General features: G+C 58.9%; 17 protein-coding genes. 16 read left to right on the top strand and 1 reads right to left on the bottom strand.

All coding sequences use genetic code 11. The annotated features are described in order from the left end of the window. The first annotated feature begins 43 nt into the window (after positions 1–43). From QEH54_RS15355 to QEH54_RS15415, 13 genes are all read left to right on the top strand, one after another. On the top strand, positions 44–1,543 hold the full coding sequence (locus QEH54_RS15355; RefSeq protein WP_309019587.1) for a UDP-N-acetylmuramoyl-L-alanyl-D-glutamate--2,6-diaminopimelate ligase: 1,500 nt from the start codon (positions 44–46) through the stop codon (positions 1,541–1,543). Continuing rightward, complete coding sequence (murF, locus tag QEH54_RS15360) at positions 1,544–2,929, top strand: UDP-N-acetylmuramoyl-tripeptide--D-alanyl-D-alanine ligase (protein ID WP_309019588.1); 1,386 nt, start codon at positions 1,544–1,546, stop codon at positions 2,927–2,929. After that, complete coding sequence (mraY, locus tag QEH54_RS15365; RefSeq protein WP_309019589.1) at positions 2,923–4,023, top strand: phospho-N-acetylmuramoyl-pentapeptide-transferase; 1,101 nt, start codon at positions 2,923–2,925, stop codon at positions 4,021–4,023. Before murF ends, mraY begins: the two co-directional genes overlap by 7 nt. Next, the gene (gene murD / locus QEH54_RS15370) at positions 4,020–5,309 is read left to right on the top strand and encodes a UDP-N-acetylmuramoyl-L-alanine--D-glutamate ligase (protein ID WP_309019590.1); all 1,290 of its coding nucleotides are present in this window, start codon (positions 4,020–4,022) and stop codon (positions 5,307–5,309) included. The genes mraY and murD overlap by 4 nt, the downstream gene beginning before the upstream one ends. Further along, a complete protein-coding gene (locus QEH54_RS15375; RefSeq protein ID WP_309019591.1) occupies positions 5,306–6,565 on the top strand; it encodes a LysM peptidoglycan-binding domain-containing protein in 1,260 nt (419 codons plus the stop codon). The genes murD and QEH54_RS15375 overlap by 4 nt, the downstream gene beginning before the upstream one ends. 39 nt (positions 6,566–6,604) lie before the next feature. Continuing rightward, complete coding sequence (locus QEH54_RS15380) at positions 6,605–7,762, top strand: putative peptidoglycan glycosyltransferase FtsW (RefSeq protein WP_309019592.1); 1,158 nt, start codon at positions 6,605–6,607, stop codon at positions 7,760–7,762. Positions 7,763–7,764: 2 nt separating this feature from the next. Further along, positions 7,765–8,895: a UDP-N-acetylglucosamine--N-acetylmuramyl-(pentapeptide) pyrophosphoryl-undecaprenol N-acetylglucosamine transferase gene (locus QEH54_RS15385; RefSeq protein WP_309019593.1), complete on the top strand. Its 1,131-nt coding sequence runs from the start codon at positions 7,765–7,767 to the stop codon at positions 8,893–8,895. Next, positions 8,892–11,177: a UDP-N-acetylmuramate dehydrogenase gene (gene murB / locus QEH54_RS15390; protein WP_309019594.1), complete on the top strand. Its 2,286-nt coding sequence runs from the start codon at positions 8,892–8,894 to the stop codon at positions 11,175–11,177. Before QEH54_RS15385 ends, murB begins: the two co-directional genes overlap by 4 nt. After that, positions 11,177–12,112: a D-alanine--D-alanine ligase gene (locus tag QEH54_RS15395; protein ID WP_309019595.1), complete on the top strand. Its 936-nt coding sequence runs from the start codon at positions 11,177–11,179 to the stop codon at positions 12,110–12,112. Before murB ends, QEH54_RS15395 begins: the two co-directional genes overlap by 1 nt. A gap of 94 nt (positions 12,113–12,206) precedes the next feature. Further along, positions 12,207–13,013, top strand: coding sequence for an FtsQ-type POTRA domain-containing protein (locus QEH54_RS15400; RefSeq protein ID WP_309019596.1), 807 nt, complete (start codon positions 12,207–12,209; stop codon positions 13,011–13,013). 45 nt (positions 13,014–13,058) lie between these two features. Beyond that, positions 13,059–14,270 carry a cell division protein FtsA gene (gene ftsA / locus QEH54_RS15405; RefSeq protein ID WP_309019597.1) on the top strand — a complete coding sequence of 404 codons (1,212 nt, stop codon included), beginning with the start codon at positions 13,059–13,061 and terminating at the stop codon, positions 14,268–14,270. Between the two features lie 9 nt (positions 14,271–14,279). Beyond that, positions 14,280–15,542, top strand: a complete 1,263-nt coding sequence (locus QEH54_RS15410; RefSeq protein WP_309019598.1) for a cell division protein FtsZ — start codon at positions 14,280–14,282, stop codon at positions 15,540–15,542. 166 nt (positions 15,543–15,708) lie between these two features. Beyond that, positions 15,709–17,868 carry an ATP-binding protein gene (locus QEH54_RS15415; protein WP_309019599.1) on the top strand — a complete coding sequence of 720 codons (2,160 nt, stop codon included), beginning with the start codon at positions 15,709–15,711 and terminating at the stop codon, positions 17,866–17,868. Positions 17,869–17,913: 45 nt separating this feature from the next. Here QEH54_RS15415 and QEH54_RS15420 read toward each other — a convergent pair whose 3' ends face one another. Then, the gene (locus QEH54_RS15420) at positions 17,914–18,207 is read right to left on the bottom strand and encodes a metalloregulator ArsR/SmtB family transcription factor (RefSeq protein ID WP_309019600.1); all 294 of its coding nucleotides are present in this window, start codon (positions 18,205–18,207) and stop codon (positions 17,914–17,916) included. A 112-nt stretch (positions 18,208–18,319) separates the two neighbouring features. Here QEH54_RS15420 and QEH54_RS15425 point away from each other — a divergent pair, with 112 nt between their 5' ends. Genes QEH54_RS15425 through QEH54_RS15435 form a run of 3 tightly spaced genes read left to right on the top strand, consistent with a single transcriptional unit; the run spans position 18,320 to position 21,428 of the window. Further along, on the top strand, positions 18,320–18,523 hold the full coding sequence (locus tag QEH54_RS15425; RefSeq protein ID WP_309019601.1) for a DUF2892 domain-containing protein: 204 nt from the start codon (positions 18,320–18,322) through the stop codon (positions 18,521–18,523). Positions 18,524–18,563: 40 nt separating this feature from the next. Then, positions 18,564–18,737 (top strand): DUF6132 family protein, encoded by a 174-nt coding sequence (locus tag QEH54_RS15430; RefSeq protein WP_309019602.1) that lies wholly within the window; start codon positions 18,564–18,566, stop codon positions 18,735–18,737. A gap of 45 nt (positions 18,738–18,782) precedes the next feature. Further along, positions 18,783–21,428 (top strand): MMPL family transporter, encoded by a 2,646-nt coding sequence (locus QEH54_RS15435; RefSeq protein ID WP_309019603.1) that lies wholly within the window; start codon positions 18,783–18,785, stop codon positions 21,426–21,428. The last annotated feature ends 46 nt before the right edge of the window (positions 21,429–21,474 follow it).

Here is a 21,474-nt window from a genome sequence, read left to right on the forward strand (position 1 = left end):
TACGGCAGTCAAGCCCGTCGCTCCTCGCAAGCGCAGACACCCCATGTCGAGTAAAAGCAAGAAATTTAGTCAGCTCATCGAACCAGCCTTGGCCAGGAAGCTCAAGGGACAGCCCGATCCCGTGATTCAACGCATCGTGATCGACAGCCGTCGGGTCACTCCGGGCAGCCTGTTCTTCGCCTTGCCAGGACTGAAGAACGATGGAAACGCCTTCGTGGACGAGGCCATATCGCGTGGAGCGGTGGCAGTGGTTTCGCGGCAGCCGCGTCGCTTTCGAAGCGCCAAGCTCGCCTACATCGTGTGCGAGGATCCGCGCAAGGAGCTCGCCCATGCTTCGCGCCTTTTCTTCGACCAGCCGGACGAGGCCCTCTCTTTGGTCGGCATCACCGGCACCAATGGCAAGACGACTGTCTCCTTTCTCGCCAAACAGCTGCTGGCGGACCGGAAGCAAGCCTACGGCTGTATCGGCACCGTTGGATACGACCTCGTAAAGCGCACCGTTCCTTCGTTTCGCACCACCCCGGAATCGCACGAGCTTTGCGAATTGCTAAGTCAGATGCGGGCTTTCGAATGCCAAGGGACGGTGATGGAGGTGAGCTCCCATGGCATCGACCAGCAACGCGTGGCGGGCCTGCAGTTCGAGGTCGCGGTCTTTCTCAATTTGACGCGCGACCATCTGGACTATCATGGCGACATGGAAAGCTATTTCCAGGTGAAGCGACGCTTGTTCGTGGGCGAAATCGGACCCAAGCCGAAAGTCGCCATCATCAATGTCGACGACGCGTTCGGTCGCCGCCTCGCTCAGGAGTTGGATTCTGAAATGAAGGTGATCACTTTCGGGGTGGAGCAGCCTGCGGACCTGAAGGCCGCATCGGTGGCTCTGGACGCAGGCGGTACTCAGTTCACGCTTTCCTTCGAGGAAAGGGAAATCAAGGTCAACTCGTCGTTGATCGGTCACTACAATGTGAGCAACGCCTTGGCGGCGTTGGCGATCTGCCATGCCCTTGGTCAAGACCTGGAAGCGTGCGTTGGCAGTTTAGCGAATTTTTCCGGCATCCCAGGTCGTATGCAGAAAGTCGAGACGAGCAAGCCGTTCACGGTGCTCGTCGACTACGCCCATACCGAGGACGCTTTGCACAACGCTCTGAAAATGCTTCGGCAGGTGACGACTGGCAAACTGCGGGTGGTCTTTGGTTGCGGCGGAAATCGAGACCGGGGCAAGCGCCCGAATATGACTCGAGTTGCGAACGAACAAGCGGACGAGGCTTGGGCCACTTCTGACAACCCCCGCAATGAACGCATCGAATCGATCTTCGAGGATATGAAGGAAGGGGTGGTCGACGAGCGGCGCATCCGATTCGTGCCGGATCGTCGCCGAGCCATCGAGCTCGCCCTCAAGAGCTGTGGACCTGGAGATTGCCTGTTGATCGCGGGAAAAGGGCACGAGTCCTTTCAGGAGTACGGCGAAACGGTGGTGCCTTTTGACGATAGGAAGGTCGCTGCGGAGCTACTGGAGAACATGCGTCTCGGAGGTCAGGGATAAGTGGATACGATCGATCCAGCTCTTTTGGCGAAATGGTCCGGAGGAGAATGGCGCAATGGCGACTCGGAAGGGATCACTGGCCTTTCCATCGACACGCGAACCATAGCGGAAGGCGAGCTTTTCGCGGCGATCAGGACGGAGAAACGAGATGGTCATGAATTTTTGGGTACGGCTCTGGAAAACGGAGCCGCTGCCGCTTTGGTGGATCGGTTTCGCCCTGAGATCGCCATCCCGCAGCTGGTGGTGCAGAACGTTTCCGAGTCGTTGCTGGAAATCGCCAAGGCCTATCGATTGACCTGGAATATCCCGGTAGTCGGGGTCACGGGGAGCTGCGGCAAGACCAGCTGCAAGGAGTTGCTCGGATCCATGCTCGGGGAATCGACCTGTCTGCGCACCCGAGGAAACCTGAACAATCTGCTCGGCGTCCCATTGACCATCGTTCAGCCCTTCGCCCGCCAAGCTCGCCATGCCGTGCTCGAGGCGGGCATCAGCGAACCGGGTGAAATGAAACGCCTCGCGTACGCCATCGCTCCCGACTGGGTGATCGTCACCGCCATCGGTCCCGCTCATCTTGAAGACCTAGGCACGGAGTCCAACGTGGCCATGGAAAAGGGCCGGTTGACCAGCGGACCGCGAGTGAAAGGCGTGTTCCTAGGAGAAACTTGCGAGCGCTACGCCGGCTACCTCGGCGGATTGAAGGCGTCGCTGGTTCGACCTTCCTCCAGCCTGCAGGAGGATTGGTCGTATCGCGTTTCGGTCGAGGGTGGCAAGAGCGTGCTCCAGCAGCGGATCTACGGCGAGGTGGCTACCTTTCGCTATGCGGGTTACGGGCGCGGGCTGGCTTCCAACGTGGCCTTGGCGATCGCCATGGCGAAGACGCTTGGCATTTCCGATGGCGCGATCCGGGAGAGCTTGTCGGCATGGAGAAGCTCAGGCCTGAGAGGGGAGTGGCGTCTTCAGGGCAAGCGGGCCTTTTACGTAGACTGCTACAACGCGAACCCGCTTTCCATGAGGGATGCTTTGGATACGTTTGTGGAAAATACCCCTAACGATCGCCCGCGCCTGTTCGTGATCGGCTGCATGGAGGAGCTTGGGGAGAAGGCGCCGGGCTTTCACGAGCGGCTCGGCAGCGATTTTCCTTTCCGAAATCAGGATCAATTGCTTGTCATGGGCGACGAAGCTACGAGTGTGTTGCGCGGCATGGAGGGCGCAGGGCATGACCCCAGCCGCTACAGCGTTGTGAAGTCGATTGAAGAAGTGCGAGAAAAGCTAATGGAGTTTGAAGGCAGCGTCTTTCTGAAAGGAAGTCGCCGCTATCGTTTGGAGAAGGCGTTGGTCGGAATGGACGACGCCTCCAATCCGTCGGAGGGGAAGACGACGTGTTAAGCTACCTGGCTCAGTACGAGGAGATCTTCGGCCCGTTCCGGCTTCTGCGTTTCATAACGCTTCGCACCTTGCTGGCGTCCGGGACGTCGTTGCTTATCGGATACATGCTTGGCCCTTGGGTGATCGCCAAGCTGCGCCAGTTCAGCTTTCAGCAGAGTTTCCGCGACAGGAAGGAGGTCGGAAAGCTGGCCGACCTGCACGAGGGCAAGAAGAACACGCCCACCATGGGCGGATTGCTGATCTGCTTGAGCGTCACGCTTAGCAGTTTGCTCTGGGCCCAATGGAACGTATGGGTGCTGACCGCTCTGCTGGTTTACGTGAGCCTGACCGGGTTGGGCTTTATGGACGACTTTCTTAAGGTCTCCAAGCGAAACAGCAAGGGCGTGAGCTCGCGCTTCAAGCTGCTGTGGCAAAGCGTCACCACGGCGGTCGCCATGGCCATCCTGCTCACCCATCCGGAGAGCTCCCAGATCTGTCGCCAGCTTTGGCTGCCCTTTTTCAAGGAGGCGGTGCTGAGCGAGATGCCGATCTGGTTCATGTTCGTCTTTCTCTTCTTCGTTTTGGTGGGCTCCAGCAACGCCATCAATCTGACCGACGGCGTGGATGGGCTGGCCATCGGCTGCACCATCTCGGCAGCCCTCGTTTACGCCATCATGGCCTACGCGGCGGGCAATGCCATCATCGCGGAGTACTTGCTGATCTCCAACGTGCCCGGATCTGGCGAGCTGACCATCATCTGTGGCTGCCTGGTGGGAGCGGGGCTGGCGTTTCTCTGGTTCAACGCTCATCCTGCCGACGTCTTCATGGGGGATACGGGATCGCTTGCCTTGGGCGGCTTGATCGGTATCGTAGCGTTCATGGTCCATCAGCCAGTGACGCTGGTCATCGTCGGCGGCATCTTCGTCATGGAGGCGGTTTCGGTGATCCTTCAGGTGGCTTCCTTCAAGATGACTGGAAAACGGATTTTTCGCATGGCGCCCATCCATCACCACTTCGAGCTGAAGGGCTGGGCGGAGTCTAGGGTGGTGGTGCGCTTCTGGATCCTCTCGCTCATCTTCGCTATCGCCGGACTCGGCACCTTGAAACTGAGATGATCGCTGAACAGCAGGAACGTCCCACATGGCTCGAGCGAGCTCTCGAGCGTCCGATCGCCATTTTCGGCCAAGGCCAAAGCGGACAAGCCGCCGCGGCCCTGCTGCATGGTTTCGGAGCGACCTTCGAAGTCTTCGACCAGAAGCACGAGGACCCGGAGCGGCGTCAGTTCGATCTGGATACCGCGGAACGGTTCGGGCTGGCGATTTGCAGCCCCGGATTTCCGAAGGAGCATGCCTGGTGCGCGGTTTGCCGGCAGGCCGAGGTGGAGATCGTGCCCGAGTCCGATCTCGGAGCCTCGCTTTGGAAAGGGCCGATCGTGGTGGTCACGGGAACCAATGGGAAGACGACCTTGACGGAGTTTCTGACCGACGCCTTCAACAGCGCCGGCATGGAGGCCTACGCCTGCGGCAACATCGGCGTTCCCATGTCTCGCTTGCTGGCTCAGGACTGCAATCGGGAAGCGATCGCGGTGTGCGAAGTCAGCTCGTTTCAGGCGGAGATTTCCCGGCGCTTGCAAGGCGACTACGTGCTCTGGACCAATTTCGACGAGGATCACCTCGATCGCCATGGCACCCTGCGCCGGTATTTCGAGTGCAAGTATCGCATGGTGGAGAGCCTGCGCGGCGAAGGCGTCTTCTACGACGCCAGCGTCGAGGAGGCGGCCCGCGAATTCGGTTTTTCCTTGCCGTCGGAAGGCCTGGTTTCGATGGAACAGGACCCGGTGGAGCTCGGGGTTTCGGGCACCATTTTCGAATCGCCGCCCGAGCTGAACACCTACCTGATCGCCCGCGCCTTGTGGCTGCGCATGGGCCTGAGCGAAGACGAGCTGGTGGAGGCGGCCAACAACTTCAAGAAAAGCCCGCACCGCATGGAGCTGGTCTGCGTGCGCGATGGCGTTTCCTACTGGGACGATTCCAAGGCTACGAATTTCCACGCAGTTTATGCCGCCCTGAAGCGTTTCACCCTTCCTGTCGTCTGGATTGGGGGTGGAAAGGATAAAGGCGGCAATATCAAGCGCTTCGCCCAAAGGCTCGCTCCGCAGATCGCCTCCGCCCACCTGATCGGCGAAACCGCGGAAGCGCTGGCGATGGCTTTCTCGGAGCATGGCGTGAAAGCTCGTGTCTACGGGAACTTGGAAGACGCGACCGCAGGCGCCCGAGAGGCCGCCGGATCGGGTGTAAACATTTTATTGAGCCCAGGCTTTGCCAGTCTCGACATGTTCGAGGGCTATTCGCAGCGTGGGGAAGCATTCAAAAAAGCGATAAACAGTTTGGAAGAGCTATGAAACTATCAGTCTACGACGGTCTCGAAACCAACAAACGCTCGATGACCCTGTGGCGCATCGCCATCATCGGAGGAGCGCACGTGCTGATCATCGGCGGCATCTACTTGGTGACTCAATTCGGCAGCGATGGGGACGGTGGCAATACCGCCATGGCAGGCGCCGTCACTTGGTCCAGTCAAAGCGCGGACGCCCAGAAGCCATCGGTCGACGCGGCGTCGAACAGCGTTTTCGACCAAAGAGCGGGCAACCTGGCTGGCTACAACGATGGGGACGCATCGCCTACCTTGCTCGCCAGCGCCAGTCAGACGGATCCCTCCAAGGGCCGCTACGCTCCGCGTCGCCCCAGCGGAAGCGGATCCAATGCCACGCCTTCGACAGGCTCATCCGCGCCCAGTCGAGCGAACGACTCCGTCTTGAAGCCGATCAATAACAACTCCGACAGCGTCTTGTATCCCGCACGCACGCCATCGCGTCCGGATGAAGGCCTGTCGCAGACGATTGAATACAAGGTTCAAAATGGCGATAGCCTCTGGGGCATTTCCAAGCGTTTCAGCGTGACGGTCCCTGAGATCACGGCGGCCAATCCGGGCATCAAGGCCAACGCGATCCGCGTCGGACAGACCATCCAGATCCCGCGGACTAGCTCCAGCTCTTCGTTCGCTTCCACTCCGTCCAGCCCATCGCCGACGCCCTCCAAGCCGGTATCGGGACAGGTCTATACCGTGAAGAGTGGCGACGTCCTGTCGCGAATCGCCTCGCGACAGGGAGTGACCGTTTCCGAGCTCAAGGCGGCCAACGGCTTGTCGAGCGATATGATTCGAGTCGGACAGGAACTGATCATCCCTACGCGCCGCGACAGCAGCAAACTCGTTTCGCAGCAGCATCGAGGACCAAAGGTCACGGTCGAAGCCGGTGATACGCTGGATAAGATCGCCGCGGTGCATGGCGTTTCGGTCACGGAACTGATGAAGCTCAACGATATCGAGAATCCGAGACTGATCCGCATCGGCCAGGTTATCCTCATCCCTGAAAGCAGCGGAGCAGCCGCCCCGGCCCCGCGTCGTCAAACCGTGAATACGCCGCCGCAGCGCCAGCCAGCCCAGCAGACGCCTCCCCAGCGGCAGCCGACGCGCAGCCTCGATAGTCTGGAAGTCGAGGAGCCAGCGGGGCAGGATCTGCCGAGTCTGGACTCGTTTGGCGATAGTTTCTCGGAAGAAGATTTGGAAGAGCAACCTCTCATCCCCATTCAGGAATAAGCGCCTGGCAACCTCCTCAGTTTCCCTCAATCCCGCTAAATGCCAAAATCGAGCAAAGGACATGTAGGCTATTCTGGTGTACTCAATCCCGCGACTGTCGTCTTCATCTGCGCCGTCGCGCTTTCGATTCTGGGGATCACGGTGCTCTTCAGCGCCAGCCTTCCCTTGGACAAGAGCCAGCCCTACCGTTTCATCGAAAAGCAGGCCCTGTGGATGGGGCTCACATCCATCGTGGGGCTATGCCTGCTGAAGCTGAACCTGGAGTGGATGCGTCGCTTCATCTGGGTCGGCTACGTCCTTCTCGCGTTCGGCCTGGTGGCGGTGCTCGTCCCGGGCGTCGGTCATTGGGTGAATGGCAGTAGAAGCTGGATACGCTTCGGCCCCTTCGGCATTCAGGTCGCGGAGTTCGCCAAGATCGGTCTGATCTTCTTCGTAGCCCATTATTTCAGCTGCATCCGAAAGGAGAACGGGACCTTTCTGCGCGGCTTCATCTATCCGTGCTTGGGTATCGGGCTCTACGTGGGCTTGGTCATCCTGCAACCTGATTTGGGCACCGCTCTGGTCATGTCGATGGTGGCGATCTGCCTGCTCTATTTAGCCGGAGTGAAGCTCTATTATTTGATTCCATCGGTGACCGCTGGCTTCGCAGGCGTGGTGGCGCTCATCTACAACGATGCCGAGCGTTGGAGCCGCCTGACCGCATTCTGGAATATGGAAGCGGAAAAGGCGGGCGACGCCTATCAAGGGTGGCAGGCCCTGCTAGCCTTTGGGGCAGGGGGCATCGATGGGGTGGGCCTAGGAAATGGGCGCCAACAGCTGAGCTTTCTGCCGGAGGCCCACAACGACTTCATTTTCGCTATCGTGGGCGAGGAGCTGGGCTTGATCGCCACTTTGGCGGTCGTCACCATCTACGCGGTCATGTTCTTCGCTGGAGTGCTGCACATCCGGCGGGCGCCGAATACCTACCACTTTCTCCTCTCCTCTGGTTGCGTATTGGTTATTTCGGTACAGGCCTTGCTGAACCTAGGCGTGGTGACGGGAGTGCTGCCCACTACCGGACTGCCGCTGCCCTTCATCAGCTATGGAGGATCGAACTTTTTGACGATGGGCATCTGCGTGGCGATCCTGCTCAATACAAGCATCGCCTGGCGAAACCCGGCTTTGGAGGATTCGAAGCGTAAGCTAAAGGATATCTAGAGATGAAGAAGGTGTTCATCGCATGCGGAGGCACCGGCGGCCATCTTTCTCCTGGGATCGCGTTGGCGGAGGAGCTCGTCTCTCGGAACTGGAAATGCACGTTGCTGATCAGCAACAAGCAGGTGGATTCCCGTTTGGTGAGCAAGTATTCGCAATTTTCCTACGAGACGCTGTCCGGCAGCACCTTCAGCCTTGGGCCCGCTGGCTTTGCCCGCTTCGCGGTGAACCTGCTGAAGGGGACCCTGAGCTGCTACCGGCGGCTGGAGAAGGAGCGCCCAGATATCGTGATCGGATTTGGCGGATTTCTCACCATGCCCGCGATGCTGGCGGCGTTGTTGCGAGGGATCCCGACCGCGGTTCATGAAGCCAATCGCGTTCCCGGCAGAGTGACGCGCATCGTGAGTCTCTTCGCCCGGCGCATCTACTTGCCGAAGGGGGTGGGAATCAGGACCAAGCGGGCCAGCCGTATCCGTCATCTGGGCATGCCGGTTCGGCGTGAGATCCATCAGATCACCAAACTGCACGCCAAGCGGACTCTCGGCTTCGATCCTCAGCAGAAAACGCTTCTGGTTATGGGCGGCAGTCAAGGGGCGGAATCGCTCAACAATTGGGTGAAGAAAAGCCTCAACTCGTTGGCCGACCGCGAGATTCAGGTGCTCTGCCTGACTGGGGGCGCTGGCGCCAACAGCTCGCTCACGCTCAAGTCGCCCAAAGGCGCTGCAGTGAAGTTCATATTCCGTCGCTTTTGCGACGACATGGCGACTGCGTTGTCAGCTGCCGATCTGGTGGTGTCACGGTCGGGAGCGGGCAGCATTGCGGAAATGGTACGATGCCGAGCGCCGGGGATTCTCATCCCGTATCCGTTTTCTGCGGACGATCACCAGATCGCGAACGCCAAGAATTTCGAGATGCTTGGCTGTGGACTCTATATGATGCAGGATTACTTGTCCGACTTGCTCGATGAAGTGAAGGACGTGATGTATAACGATTGGCTGCTCCAGAAGTTTCGCAAGAACCTGGAGCTGGCGGATCGATCGGACGTATTGGCTTTTATGGCTCGAGATATCGAAGGGATCGTATCTGAAAATCGCACCAGTTTTCTTGGTAGCGCCAAGCCGGAGATGAGCTCATGATCGAGTCCCTGCCACAGCGTATTCATTGTTTGGGCGCGGGCGGAGCGGGCATGCTTCCGCTAGCCCTTTTTCTGGCCGAAGCCGGACACGAGCTGTCGGCCGAAGACGACGCGTTTTCCGATGCGGCCAAGGCCTTGCTGAGCAAACGAGGCGTTCGGCTGGCCCCGTTCGTGGAGGACGAGACGATGGGGCTCGTTTATTCCTCAGCGATTTCCGCTAACCACCCCGCTCGGGTGTTCGCTCGCAGAAAGGGGAGCATCGCATTGCGCCGAGGCGAGTGTCTCGCAGTGATCGCTCGAGAGAAAAGGCTCATCGCCGTCGCCGGCTCGCACGGAAAGACGACGACCTGCGGCATGTTGATCGATATTTTGGATACCTGCGGATTCGAGTGCGATTTCCTGCTTGGCGCTCAATTCGAGGACGGCTTGCCGTACCGTTTCGCTGGCAACGATTGGCTGGTGGCGGAAATCGACGAGAGCGATGGCACCATCGACCTGTTTTCGCCGGAAATCTCCGTTATCGTGAATGTGGACCATGACCACCACGCCCGTTACGAAACGGAGGCTGACTACTTCGCTGCCTTCGAGCGCTTGATCCAGCGGACCAGACGTTCGGTGGTGTTGGACGCATCGGTGCGCAAGCGCTTCGAGAAGGTTGTTGCGTTGAGCTCTGCCAGTCTGGTGACTTTCGGGGCGGATGGCGATTACCAGCTGGCCGGTCGTGGGGCGGGCCCTGGATGGAGTTCGATCGATTTGAAAGGCGACGACGAGCTCTTGAACATGACGATCGATCGACTCGGTGAAATGAACCAGGTCGACGCTGGCTTCGCTCTGCTGGCGTCGCGGGCCGCAGGAGCCAAGGTGGCGAGCGGCCAGGTGTTCGAGTTTCGTCCCATCAAGCGCCGGCAGCGGTGCCGCTACAACAGCCCGAGGTCTCAGGTCTTCGAAGACTATGCCCATCATCCGCGCGAGCTCGAAGCGGTGCTGGAGCAGTTTGGAAAGAAGGAAGGCTGGCGAAACGTGGTGGTTTTTCAGCCGCATCGCTATTCGCGAACTCGGATACTCAAGGAGGCATTCGCTCGCAGTCTAGCGGAATGCGAACGACTTATTCTACTGGACGTTTATGCTGCCAGCGAGGAACCGGTAGATGGGGGCAGGGCGGAAGACTTGCTAGCCTGTTGTCGGACCAGACGATCGGAAGTCGTTCTAGCGAAGTCGCCAGAGGAGCTCTGGACGCTGCTCGATAGCCAGAGCGATGATACTCCGTCGCGTATCATCTTTTTGGGCGCGGGCGCGGGCGATCGGTTGGCTGGGGCGTACGCGTCGAAGCTGAAGGCCAAGGATGGCGAGTGGGGAGAGGTTTTTGCCGCGTTGGCTGCGCGTTCCAACTTCAGCTCCGAGATCCGGAGTCAGGAGCCATTGGCGAATAAGACCACCATGCGGGTCGGGGGAGCGGCGGAGCTTTATTTCGAACCGGAAACGCTGAGCCAGCTGCGGGCGGTATTGTCGGCCGCTCACGCTTCTGGGAAGCAGGTCCGCATGCTTGGTCGCGGATCCAATCTGGTGGTTCCTGACGAAGGTGTCTCCGGTCTGGTGATACGTTTGAGCCATCCCGTTTGGAGTCGATTCGAGCCCCTAGGCGATGGGCGAGTACGCGTCGGGGCCGGACTGAGGATCAAGGTGCTCTGCGGGCAAGCGGCGCGTATCGGCTTGCAAGGGTTCGAGTTTTTGGAAGGCATCCCCGGTTGCGTGGGCGGGGTTTTGCGCATGAACGCTGGAGCCATGGGAGGCTGGGTGTTCGACGTGGTGAGATCGATCCGTTATCTGACCATGGATGGCGAGGTGGTGGAAGCCACGCGTGAGGAGTTGGAATTTGGATACCGCTACTGTCGAGAGCTGATCGACGCGGTCGCTATCGAAGCGGTCTTCGAGGCCAAACCGGAAAAGGTCGAACAGGAGAGCATTCGACGGACGATAGACACCTATCAGAGCAAGCGAAAGGAATCCCAGCCGCGCGAGCCGAGCGCCGGATGCATATTCAAAAATCCGGATGGCGATTCCGCGGGACGCTTGATCGATGAACTCGGTCTAAAGGGAGCTATGGTCGGAGGGGCCGAGGTCAGCGGCGTGCATGGAAATTTCATTGTCAACCGTGGTGGAGCCACCAGCGCGGATGTTATCGAATTGGTAAAAATGATCCGCAAGGTCGCGAAGGAGCGAAAGGGCGTTGACCTGCATCCCGAAGCGCAGTTGTTCGGTCGGTCATGGGAGGAGGTCTTGTAATGATGGATACGCCACGCATCGCCGTTTTGTACGGCGGCATTTCGAAGGAACGTGACGTTTCGCTGGGGTCGGGGCTGGCCGCAGCCGCCGCATTGGAGGCGAATTTCGAGGTCGATCGGTTCGACGTCAAGGATCGCGAATCCCTGCCCGAAGGGCTCGACCCTAAGCGGCATGTGGTCTTCTCCACCTTGCATGGATCCTTCGGCGAAGATGGAAGCATGCAGCAGCTGCTCGAAGATGCCGGAGTGGTGTATGCCGGCTGCGATGTCGCCTCCAGCGCATTGACCTTCGACAAGGCCGAAACCAAGCGCGTGATGAAGGAAGCGGGAGTGCCGGTTGCGGATGAAATCGTTTTCGAGCTGCCGCAGAAACCAACGGTCGAGAGGGTGCTCGGCGAGCTTGGCCCATCCATCGTGCTAAAGCCGGTGGCCCAAGGCAGCAGCGTGGGATTGGTCTTCGCTCAGGGCGAAACGGAAATCGCGGCCGCTCTGGAAAGTGTGGAGGAAGGCAAATGGCTCATCGAGCCGCGTATTCAAGGACGTGAGACCACGATCGGCATTTTACACGGAAAGCCCCTGGATATCGTGGAGATCCGTCCCCGCACTGGGCGTTTCGACTACGAGAGTAAGTACACCAAGGGGTTGACCGAATACATCGCCCCGGCTCCGTTGAACGAGAAGCTCGCCGAGCGCATCCGGAATTTGGCTACAATTGCTTTCGAAGCGTGTGGCTGTCGCGACTACGCTCGTATCGACATTATGATCGACGAGCATGAAAACCTCTATTTTCTGGAGATAAATACCCTGCCGGGCTTGAAGGAAACGAGCCTCCTACCGATGTCGGCAGCAGGATGTGGATACAATTTCGAAGAACTGCTTCAAAAGCTTGTCGAACCGGCAATCTTAAGGTATAAGCTGAAGTATTCAATTTGCTAATATGGCCGCCCGCAATCCCACAGCCTCGAGCCGCCGCCAAAAGGGTCACGCTCATTCATGGAAGGACATCAACCAAAGCGTAAAGCCGAAGGCGATGAGTTCCGCGTCGGAGCGGCGCATTTGGATCGGGCGTCTGAAGACCTTCGGCCTGCTGGTCTCCATCGTAGGCGTAGTGGTAGCGGCGCTACAGCTGGCCTCCTTCGTGGAAGCCGGTCCGGAATTGCTGACCAAGGCGGGTGAGTCCTTGCCCATCCGTTCCATCGCCATCGAAACCGACGGTTCGCTCGAGCGCGATTGGCTGACCGAACGCTTGGAGATTCCGGAAAACGAGAATCTGCTCAGCGTCGATCTGTCGGCTTTGAAGGCGAAGCTGGAGTCGGTCGGTCAGATCGAGAACGCGGAAGTGGAGCGCTTGTTTCCCGACACCTTGATCGTGACCGTAAAGGAGCGCCAGCCCATCGCCCGGCTGCTGGCCCAGCGGGCGAACGGCGAGCGCATGCTGCTGTTTGTGGACGAGTCCGGCCATGTTTTCGAAGCCGAGCGCATGGACAAGTCGCTTGTTAACTCGCTGCCGTTTCTGGATGGGGTGGCCTTGCGTCGAGAGGGCTCGGCCTTTTCGCGCATCGAGAACATCGCTCCGCTGGCGAGCTTGCTGCAGGAGGCCCGGGCCATCGCGCCGCACATCTACAAGCGCTGGCGCATCGTGTCCTTGGAGAAGCAGGACCGATTGATCGCTCGCGGCAAAGCGGCCAAGGAGGTCGTTTTCGACACGCGGCAGGACTTTCGCGATCAGCTTGGAAAGCTGGACTACATTTTGGATCACTATCGAAGCGCTCGGACGGGAATCATCGATCATGTCGATTTGACATTGGGCGACCAAGTCCCAGTTAGATCGTTGTAGGATTATTCCGTCCTGAGCGAACGAAGCGGTACGAGAGCGGGCCACGTGTACAGAACCAAAGTAATTGCAGGCGTAGACATTGGAACGAGCAAGGTGACCGTGCTCCTGGGCGAGATCGTCGAGGGCAGCAAGCTCAACGTGATCGGTCTTGGACAGTCCTCCAGCAAGGGCTTGGTCAAAGGGGAGATCGTCGATTTCCATGAGGCGAGCGACTGCGTTCACGCGGCCATTCTCGCGGCCGAACAGCAAGCGGGCGTGCAGATAGACGGAGTCTATCTGGCTCAGACTGGAGGCCACATCGAAGGTTTTCCCAGCGAGGCCTCGGTCAACATCACCGCCGAGGACGGACGCGTGCGCTCCGAGGATATCGAACGGGCCTCCGCCCTCGCTCAAGGGCGCGAGCTGCCGGAAAACCGTACTGTGATCCATCATCTGCGCCGTCCGTACAAGCTGGACGGGCGGGCGGTAGCTTCGCCCATTGGCATGGAAGGCGAGCACTTGGAGGTCAGCTACTGGACCATCCACGGCGACTCGCGCAAGATCAGCGATTCCATCCATATCATCAACGGCTTCAATCTGCATGTGGACGACATCGTGCTTTCCGGGCTCGCCACCAGCGCCGCGGTGGCTACGGAAGAGCAGAAGAACAACGGGACCTTGATCATCGACATCGGCCGTGGCACCACCGACTACGCCTTGTTCTGGAACGGTCGCTGCATGAAGGCGGGGTGTTTGCCGATCGGCGGCGACCACATCTCGAACGACTTGAGCATCGGGCTTCGCATGCGGCTGAAGCAGGCGGAAAGCCTCAAGCTGCGCTATGGGTCCGCGGTTTTGGAGCATCGCGACAAGAACGAGAAGGTGTGGCTGAACAACGACTTCGAGATTGGCGATCGTCCCATTCCGATCTGGAGCATCGAGAAGATCATCGAGCTGCGCGTCACCGAACTCTTCGAGGTGGTTCGCAAGAAGCTGGGCGCTCATTTCGTTCCGGAAAAGCTTAGCGGCGGCGTCATTCTAGCGGGCGGCACCTCCAAGCTAGCGAAGATCGCGGCTTGCGCCGAAAACGTCTATGGCATCCCGGTCCATATCGGAGACAATGCGTCCATGGCATCGGGCGAGCTCAAGGAGTCTCAATACAGCACCGCTCTGGGCTTGCTGCGCTACGGATTGCAGTACCAGAGCGAAAAGTCCTACCAGACCCATCGGCAGAGCGGAATCTTCAATCGGCTGAAGTCCTTGTTCCAAAAGGCCTAGCATAGCATTATGAGCGATCAGGAGAGAATGGAGGATTCGGAGGAGGGAACGATTCGCATGAAGGTCATCGGGGTCGGTGGCGCCGGCTCCAACATCGTGGATCGCTTGATGCTCTCGGATTTTCCCGGAGTCGACCTAGCGGTGGTGAACACCGATCAGCAGGCCCTTGCGGGATCGCCGGTCGCGGAAAAGCTCTGTATCGGAAAATCGATTACGGGTGGCTTGGGGACTGGGAGCGATGTGGAGGTGGGCCGCGAGGCCGCGCTCAAGGATATCGATGCCATCGACGATCTGGTGGCAGGCGTGGATCTGCTGTTTCTGGCCGCTGGTCTAGGCGGCGGAACCGGCACCGGAGCCGCTCCGGTGATCGCCGAACAGGCGCTGCGACAAGGCGCGGTGGTGATCGCCTTCGTGGCGTTGCCCTTCGCCATCGAGCGCTCCACCCGAGCGAACGTGGCCCAGGAGGGCTTGATCAAGCTGCGCGACTGCTGCAATGCGGTGGTGCCGCTGCCCAACGACTTGCTGATCCAGGAGTCCGACCAGGACGCTTCGTTGCTGGACGCCTTCTCCAAGGCCGATGCCTGGATCGAAAAGGCTATCAAATCGGTCTGGTTCATGATCAACCGCACCGGCCTGATCAACATCGACTTTTCGCAGCTGCGCCAGGCGTTTTCCCGCAAGGCTGGCAAGACGCTGTTTGGGATCGGGCAGGGAAGTGGAGAAAACGCCGCGGAGGACGCGGTGGCGGATCTCAAGCTTTGTCCCTTGCTGCACACTCCTGAGTTCTCGAAGCTGGCGGACAATCTCCTGGTAAACATCGTTGGCGGTCCGCGTATGGGAATCGCTGATACGCAAAAGATTCTGGAATCGGTGACGGATGCGTTTGGAGGCGATGCGAATGTGACCTTTGGCGCGGTGGTGGACGAGGATCGGGGCGACTCCTTGGAGATTTGCGTGCTGGGAACGAGCGAGGTGTCGAGCATCTCTTTGACCCGGGTCGTGCGGCGCCCTCGCTCCTCGAAGGAGTTCGCCGAGAAGAAGCTGTCTCCCGCGGCGAGCTCCGCCAAGGAGGACAGCAAGGGCGAATCGGCTTCGGGACGGAAGGGAAAACCGGAAACGCACGCCCGTCCGACCAAGGCGGAGCAGCACGAGTTCTCGTTTTCCGAAGGCGATCCAAAGGGGGAGTTCGAAAACACCAGTGGCACGCTTTTCGAAGGGCAGGACTTGGATTCGCCGACCTTTTTGCGCCGTGGCGTGAAGATCGCCCTATAGGCGTGATCAGTCGTTTTCGGGATCCGCTGGAGGGAGGCCTTTCGACGCGCTTGCCAAAACCTCAATGCCGCTCGCGAACCTGATGTTTGCTAAAATCGGGTTCTTAGCTTAGTTCATCCTATCCTGACCCCTTTCGTGTACGCCCTTATTTGCTAGGATTCCTGAAATGACGCCCACTTCTTCACGCGTGGCGAAGAGAAGCGTTTTGGATGCGAAGAAATCCAAGATCGTTTTGCTGACGCTTGCAGCGTTTCTGCTGGCGCTTTTCGCTTGGGCGTATTGGTACCTCGCCGTGGGGCGGGCTCTCGATTTGGCTAGGTCCCAGCCCATTCGCATTGGCTATCAGCAGTCGCCTCCCTATCAGATCATCGCGTCCGACGGGTCGCTGGGAGGGGTGGGACTGGACATCGTCGCGGAAGCGGCTCGCCGTCTTGGCATCGAGCTCGAGTGGGTTTACAGCCCGCTAGCTCCCGATGTGCACTTGCCGAGAGGTGACGTGGACATGTGGCCGATCGTGACCGACCTGCCGCATCGACGGGACGATTTCTACATCACCAAGCCGATCTACGAAAACGCCCTCGGGCTGCTCTACCTAGGAGAACGCTCCCTGCGGGATCCTCGGGAACTGAAAGGCAAACAGGTCGCGTATTACGATCGCGAGCCAGGCATCACTCTGGCGGCCAAGCTCCTGCCCGGCGTGGACTTGATGCCGCTGCCGAGTCACGAACAAGCCATCGATGCCGTCTTCAGCGGCGCAAGCTCAGCCGCGTTTCTTTGGAGCACCAAAACCAACTCCATCGATTTCAAGGCGGCGATCGATGAGTTCGGCAAGGGCGAAGCGTTCCAGTTCTACTATTTCCACGACGAGACCATCACCTGCGGCATCGCGGCCAGCTACCAGAGCCCAGCTGCCATGGCCGCCGCCGATCTGATCAGAGAGGAGATCGGCGACTTGGTGAAGGAGGGCTTCGTGCACGAGACCTATTTCAGGTACTTTCTGGATCCGGAAAACGAGATCAGCTCCTACTTCCTGGTGCACCAGCTCGAGCGACGCACCCTTGGTCAGAGCGTCGCGATAGGGGTGTTGTTCGTCGCTTTGGCGGCCTTGCTTGTCATGTCGATCAAGCTGAGGCGCTCACGCGAAGCGGCGCGGGCGGCGAGCGCCGCCAAGAGCGAGTTTCTCGCGGTGATGAGCCACGAGTTTCGCACTCCGCTCAATGGCATCATGGGCATGGCTCAAGTGGCCAAGCTGGGAGAGCTCGACCCGGAGCAGGAGGAGGTGTTCGACGTGATTCTGCAGTCATCCGAGTCCATGCTCACGCTGGTAAACGACGTGCTCGATCTCTCGAAGATCGAGGCAGGCAAGATTGAGCTGGAGCCGGTTCCCATGAACCTGCAGAGCTTGTTCAACACGACGGTAGGTTTTTTCGATTTCCTGGCTCGGCGCAAGGGCATCGAATTCAGCGCCGTCATCGATCCGAGCTGCCCGATCCACTTCATAGGCGACGAAGCCCGCCTGAGGCAGATCTTGTTCAACCTCGTGGGAAACGCAGTCAAGTTCACTTCGAAAGGCGGGGTTTATGTCACCGCGAGTTCGATACGAACGGAGAATGGAGAGTTGCTGGTGATCGAGGTGCGCGACACCGGCATCGGCATCGAAAAGACGCGCTACGAGGAGATCTTCGAAACCTTCACCCAAGGGGATAGTTCGCACTCGCGCAAGTTTGATGGCACTGGGCTTGGGTTGGCGATTTCGCGAAAGCTCGCTCGCTTGATGAGCGGCGACATTTTCGTGGAAAGCAGCCTTGGGGAAGGCTCCGTATTCAGCGTGGCCCTACCGCTTGCCCTTGATTCGAGGAGAGGTGAGGATAGCGCTCAGTCGGAATCGGAATCGGCGTTTTCTCGAAACCTCTCTTCGGAGGAGCGTCGCATTCCCTCGGTGCGAAAGGTCTTGGTGGTGGACGATAACCAAATCAACTTGAAGACCTGCTGCGCCATTTTGGAAAAGCTCGGCATCGAGACGGAGCGGGCTGCCGACGGGGTGGAAGCGGTGGAGCGCTACGAGGTTGGCCGCTTCGACGTGGTGCTCATGGATCTGCAAATGCCGCATATGGATGGATGGGAAGCTACCCGAGCGATTCGCCGAAAGGAGGACGGTCTGGGCCGCACGCCTATCATCGCCCTCACCGCGCATACTCTGCAGCGGCAGACCATCGACCGCCTAGAGCGGGAGATGGATGGCTACTTGACCAAGCCAATCGAGATCCGCCTCCTAGCGCGGACCTTGGAGAGCATTCGCTCCACCGAGCGTCTCGAGGAGCGCTAGGCCTTCGCTGAAACCGCCCCACGCTTCCGAAGGTGGCCACGGGCGTCACTCGCAATAGAGCTTACGCAAGGTGGCGATGATGGTTTCGATCTCTGGCGAATCGAGGCGATAGTAGATCGTCTGCTGCTCCCGGCGAGTGCTCACCAAAGCCTGCTCGCGCAGCTTCGCTAAATGTTGAGAGAGGGCGGACTGGCTGAGCTGCACCTCGGTCGCCAGCTCGTTCACGCTGACCTCTCCCTCGCCCAAGCGGCAAAGGATGGCGAGCCGTTTGGGGTTGGCCATGGCCTTTAGGGTATCTACCGCGGTCATTAGGGCCTCTATCTCTTGTTCCTTGGGCATGATATTTCTCGGTGTTCGGCTAAGCTTTCTCATTGGCTGTCGTTTGTCAATATTAGAGAAAACTAAAATAAAAACTTGCTAATTTAGAAAACACTAACATAAGGTTGTCGCCATGAACATTGATCGATTCGTATTCGCATTCGCTGGCACCATGATTCTGCTCGGCTTGAGCTTGGGCATTTGGGTGCATCAGTACTGGCTCATTCTCCCCGCGTTCGTGGGGCTAAACATGTTTCAGGCCGCGTTCACCCGCGTTTGTCCGTTGGCTATGATCCTGAAGCGTTTCGGCATGAAATCGGGCTGCGCTTTCCAGTGAGCGTTTCGAGGGGCATAGGGAAATAAGGGAGTACGCTCGAATGGCACGCTACTTAATCAGCATCGGCGTCGGGCTTCTTGCGGGAGGCGTCATGGGATACTTCGGGCAATGCAGCTCGGGAACCTGTCCGCTCACCTCGACCTGGTGGCGCGGCGCCCTTTACGGAGGCGTGTTAGGCACGCTTTTCGCCTTGAGCAGCGGCGACCTCGGATAGCCGTCGTTTCAGTTGAGAATCAATTTAGGGATCAGACTTGGACTTATGAAAAACGCTTTTATCGAAATCGCGCTGAAGCATCCGAAAGGGGCTTTCGGGGTCTCCATCGCAGTGGCCACGCTCTTGCTCGCTTTGGTGGCCTGGCCGACAGTGTTTCCCGACCGGGCCATGGGACTGAACCCTGCCACGGTGGACACCGATCCGGAGAATATGCTTTCTGCCGACGAGCCTGCTCGGGTGACGCATAATCAGCTCAAGGCTACCTTTGGCCTGAAGGATATGCTTGTGGTGGGAGTGACCGCAGACCAGGAGGAAAACGGAGTTTTCAATCCCCGCACGCTAGCGGATGTGCATGCCTTGGTCGAGGCGGCGGAGTCGCTGCAGTGGGAAACGGATAGCGGCGTGTCGGGCGTAGTGAGGGCGGACATCATCGCTCCTTCGACCGTCGACGCCATCGAGCAGGCTGGGCTGGGTTCGGTGAGCTTTCGCTGGCTCATGCCGGAACCGCCCCAGAGCGACGAAGAGGCTATCGCCGTGGCCAATGCGGCGGCTCGTCTCCCGATGTACGACGGCTCCATGGTCTCGGAAGACCGCAAGGCCCTGGCTCTGTATTTTCCGCTCACGGAGAAAAGCGCTAGCTACCGGGTAGCGGAGGAGCTGAAGTCGGTTATCGCCGGCTTCGGTGGGCAGGACCACTATTACATCGCGGGGCTTCCGGTCGCTCAGGATCAGTTTGGCAAGGAGATGTTCGTTCAGATGGCGATCTCCGCTCCCATGGCCATGGCGCTGATATTCGTGCTCATGTGGTTGTTCTTCCGCAACCTCACGCTGATCGTCTCGCCGATGATCGTAGCCATGCTTTCGGTGATCGTGTCGATGGGGCTGCTGGTGGCTACGGGCAATACCATCCATATCATGAGTTCCATGATCCCCATCTTCATCATGCCCATCGCGGTTTTGGACGCAGTGCACATCCTCTCGGACTTTTTCGACAAGTATCCAATTTATAAAGACAGGAGACGGGCGATCAAGGAGACGGTGGGCGAGCTGTGGAGCCCCATGCTTTTCACCTCGATCACTACGAGCGTAGGCTTTGCATCCCTCGCTCTGACGCCGATCCCACCGGTGCAAGTGTTTGGCTTGTTCGTAGCAGTCGGCGCCTTTGCCGCTTGGGTGTTCACCATCCTGCTGATGCCGGCCTACGTGATGTTGCTTCCCGAAAAAGCGCTGGAAAACTTCGGTTCCGCCGAGGCGGCCAGTGGCGAGGAAAACGGTATCCTTTCGCGCCTGCTTCGCTTCACCGGCCGTGTTTCCTTCGCCAAGGCGAAGCTGGTGGCGATCGTCGCCGCCGCGTTGGTGGTTTTTTCAGGCTTTGGCATCAGTCGAATCGTCATCAACGACAACCCGGTCAAGTGGTTCGAGCCGAGCCACGAGATCCGCATCGCGGATACGGTGATGAACGATCGTCTGGCAGGCACTTACATGGCGTATCTCGCTTTCGAAGCTCCGGCCCTTACGAAATCAGGTTTCGCCGAACCGGTACTGGCGGCGGCCACCGGCTTGCAGGATTCCGCCCGCTCCGCTCTCGAAGTACGGCTCGCTGAGATCGACTACGACAGCTTTGACGACGGAGCCTTCATCGACTTGCAGGACTGGCTTTACGATCAGCAGGATGCTGCCGAGAGCGATTCGGCCTGGGAGGCATGGGATCGCGTGGCCCAGACCATGGAGGAACGCTGGTCCGCAAGCGCCTATTTCAAGCAGCCGGAGGCTCTGCAAGCCATAGAGGCTTTAGAGGCGAACATTTTGAGCAACCCCCATGTGGGCAAGGTGGTTGGTCTTCCGGAAGTGACTAAGACTTTGCATCGCGAGCTCTTTGAAGGGGACGAGGAGCGTTACCGAATTCCGGATACATCCAATGCGGTCGCTCAAAGCTTGATGACTTACGAGAGCAGCCACCGCCCGCAGGACCTCTGGCATTTCGTGACACCCGACTATCGCCAGGCGGTCTTGTGGATACAGCTCAACAGCGGAGACAACGTCGACATGAGCGGATTGGTGGATCAGGTAAAAGCGTACCTCGCTGAAAATCCGCTGCCTGGCGAGGTATCCACGGATTGGTTTGGTCTGACCTACATCAACGTCATTTGGCAGGAGCAGATGGTAGCGGGTATGATGAACGCTTTCTTGGGAAGCTTTGTGACGGTGCTCATTCTGATGATCATCCTGTTCCGTTCCTTCTGGTGGGGCTTGCTTTCCATGGTGCCTTTAGCCCTGACCATTTTGGTCATGTACGGCATCATAGGGTGGATCGGAAAGGACTATGACATGCCGGTCGCGGTGCTTTCATCGCTTTCGCTGGGGCTCGCGGTCGACTATGCCATTCACTTCATCGCCCGTTCCCGTGAGGCCTATCGTCAAACGGGAGATTGGAAGGAAGCGATGGATATCGCCTTTGGCGATCCCGCCCGCGCCATCGCTCGAAATATCATCGTCATCGGCCTTGGCTTCTCGCCTCTGCTGCTGGCTCCGCTGGTGCCGTATCAGACGGTGGGCGTATTGATCTCTTCGATACTCATTCTCGCTGGCCTGACGACACTTGTCCTGCTGCCGGCCCTGATTCACCTGCTTCCCTTGGATAGAAAAGGATCTCCCAGCAAGCGTGAGGAGCCTGTGAAAGTGGCATCCTGACATCTTCGCCCGGCACGAGGCGCTTCGCTTCAACAACTAAATTCTC

The sequence above is a fragment of the Pelagicoccus sp. SDUM812003 genome, from assembly GCF_031127815.1.
Taxonomy (GTDB): domain Bacteria; phylum Verrucomicrobiota; class Verrucomicrobiia; order Opitutales; family Opitutaceae; genus Pelagicoccus.

Bases quoted from the DNA above. Each gene is read 5' to 3' on its own strand.
- QEH54_RS15355 (WP_309019587.1), top strand. From the start codon at position 44: ATGTCGAGTAAAAGCAAGAAATTTAGTCAGCTCATCGAACCAGCCTTG.
- murD (WP_309019590.1), top strand. From the start codon at position 4,020: ATGATCGCTGAACAGCAGGAACGTCCCACATGGCTCGAGCGAGCTCTC.
- QEH54_RS15375 (WP_309019591.1), top strand. From the start codon at position 5,306: ATGAAACTATCAGTCTACGACGGTCTCGAAACCAACAAACGCTCGATG.
- QEH54_RS15380 (WP_309019592.1), top strand. From the start codon at position 6,605: ATGCCAAAATCGAGCAAAGGACATGTAGGCTATTCTGGTGTACTCAAT.
- QEH54_RS15385 (WP_309019593.1), top strand. From the start codon at position 7,765: ATGAAGAAGGTGTTCATCGCATGCGGAGGCACCGGCGGCCATCTTTCT.
- murB (WP_309019594.1), top strand. From the start codon at position 8,892: ATGATCGAGTCCCTGCCACAGCGTATTCATTGTTTGGGCGCGGGCGGA.
- QEH54_RS15395 (WP_309019595.1), top strand. From the start codon at position 11,177: ATGATGGATACGCCACGCATCGCCGTTTTGTACGGCGGCATTTCGAAG.
- QEH54_RS15400 (WP_309019596.1), top strand. From the start codon at position 12,207: ATGAGTTCCGCGTCGGAGCGGCGCATTTGGATCGGGCGTCTGAAGACC.
- QEH54_RS15410 (WP_309019598.1), top strand. From the start codon at position 14,280: ATGAGCGATCAGGAGAGAATGGAGGATTCGGAGGAGGGAACGATTCGC.
- QEH54_RS15415 (WP_309019599.1), top strand. From the start codon at position 15,709: ATGACGCCCACTTCTTCACGCGTGGCGAAGAGAAGCGTTTTGGATGCG.
- QEH54_RS15420 (WP_309019600.1), bottom strand. From the start codon at position 18,207: ATGCCCAAGGAACAAGAGATAGAGGCCCTAATGACCGCGGTAGATACC.
- QEH54_RS15425 (WP_309019601.1), top strand. From the start codon at position 18,320: ATGAACATTGATCGATTCGTATTCGCATTCGCTGGCACCATGATTCTG.
- QEH54_RS15430 (WP_309019602.1), top strand. From the start codon at position 18,564: ATGGCACGCTACTTAATCAGCATCGGCGTCGGGCTTCTTGCGGGAGGC.
- QEH54_RS15435 (WP_309019603.1), top strand. From the start codon at position 18,783: ATGAAAAACGCTTTTATCGAAATCGCGCTGAAGCATCCGAAAGGGGCT.